2 protein-coding genes are annotated in these 1,795 nt (G+C 65.9%); both read right to left on the bottom strand.

Annotation, left to right across the window (positions count from 1 at the left end; translation table 11 throughout):
- Nucleotides 1-9: 9 nt before the first annotated feature.
- Nucleotides 10-1,386, bottom strand: a complete 1,377-nt coding sequence (gene trsS, locus ACZM96_RS10890) for a radical SAM (seleno)protein TrsS (RefSeq protein ID WP_489489082.1) — start codon at nucleotides 1,384-1,386, stop codon at nucleotides 10-12.
- Nucleotide 1,387: 1 nt separating this feature from the next.
- Nucleotides 1,388-1,795: C-GCAxxG-C-C family protein (locus tag ACZM96_RS10885; protein ID WP_489489081.1), on the bottom strand; the 408-nt coding region annotated here is incomplete at its 5' end.

Here is a 1,795-nt window from a genome sequence, read left to right as displayed (position 1 = left end):
GAGGCGGCGTCATGACCGGGAATCCTCCTTCGGCGCGGACCGGTAAAGAGGAATGTTGTCGAAGCTCGTCAGATTGTAGAGGCAGAAGGGAATCATTCTGCCATCGGGAGCCACGACGTGGATGCAGCAGCCGCGAACGCGCTCCACATCCAGACTGAGGGCGTCCTGAAAGGCCATGGCGGAAAGCGTGAAACGCCGCTCTGCGCCGGAACGGGCAAGGAAGCGGGAAAAGGCGTCGTTCAGGGAACTCTCTTTGCGGGGCGAGGCCCAGTGGGCGGCCGTGAAGGCGCGCGAGGCGCGGGAGCCTTCGGCGTTGTCCACCACGCGGGGAGATGCAGCCGTCGAGGTTCCGCCGGAACAGCAGGCCGCGCCCACGGGTTCGCCGAGCGTGTTGTCGCCGTTTCTGGCGTACACGGCGCTGAAGGAGCAGAGCGGATGCTCGCAGGAGGGCGCATGAAAGTGCGAGGCCTTCACCATGCCGCGGCTCTGCTTTTCCAGGCAGACCATGAGTTCCGGCAGCGTGATGCGCGGAGCATTCCCCATGTCCCACGGAAAGCGCCCGAACGACGACACCGGCTGAAAGTGCAGGCCGCGCACATGGCCGCCCCGCGAGAGCGCGAAGCGCAGAAGATCGCCGACCTGCCCGTCGTTGACGCCGCGCACCAGCGTGCATACCAGCACCACGCCGAGCCCGGCCCGTCCGCAGGCCTCGATGGCCGCCTCTTTGAGCGCCAGACAGTCGCGGCCGCGCAGCGTGCGGTACACCGCGTCGTCCACGCCGTCAAACTGCAGATACACGGAATCCAGACCCGCGGCCCGGAGCGATTCGGCGTACCCCGCTTCCCTGCCGAGGCGCAGACCGTTGGTGTTGACCTGCACGAGCGCAAATCCCTTTTCCTTTGCCATGCGGATGAGGTCGGGTAGATCGTCGCGCTCCGTGGGCTCTCCGCCGGAGAGCTGCACGTTGCAGGGCCCGGACGCCCGGGAAAGCGCATCCATCTGCCTGCCCACCGCCTCCGGCGACGGATCCTCGGAAGATTTTCCCGCGCGGGCGTAGCACACGGGGCAGCTCAGAGAACAGCGCATGGTCACTTCGATGAGGCCCGTGCAGGTGTGCTGAACGTGTTCCGGGCACAGACCGCAGTCATAGGGGCATCCGCGGGAAACGGCGGTGGCGGGATGCGCGGGATAGGCCGGAATGCGCGGATTTTTCCGCCAGTCGGCAAAGGCGGGCGAGCCCTCGACCTGCTTCCATGCGGGAACCTGAAATTCGCCGTGCTCCGGGCAGCGCTTGCGAAGATGGACGGTGTCGTCTTCAAGGTAATAGCCGGCGTCAATAAGGCGCAGACAGACGGGGCACAGGCTCTGAGTCTGGGCAAGCAGCATGTCAGCTCCTCACGCCGTCGAGTTCGTAGGATTCGTAGATGTCGAGCAGCTTTTCCCAGCATTCCGCAAGCAGATCGCCGCAGAGTTCCATGGGCGGCATGCCGCCTTCGGGAAGCGGCTCGCCCGCGGCTGCGGCCAGTCCGGCGGACACGTTTTCGCAGCCCGTGCCGCCGTAGGCGCTCACCCGTTCCATGAACCATGTGGCGTATTCGTTGGTCATGGCGTCGATCATGGGATGCGGTTCCTCGTCGTTTTTGCTGGAGAGCCAGCCGAGCACGGCTGCGCCGCCGGTCAGGAGCCCGCAGGGGCCTCCCGACTGGCCTATGCCGTGGCACAGGCCGCGCATGGCGCACATGAGTCCGGGATCTTCCGTATCGTCGAGCTGCCTTGCCAGCGCCAGAAGCAGCTG

The organism is Mailhella sp. (genome assembly GCF_057866825.1).
The sequence above is the reverse complement of the archived record's forward strand: the minus strand, read 5'-3'. Positions and strand labels throughout refer to the sequence as shown.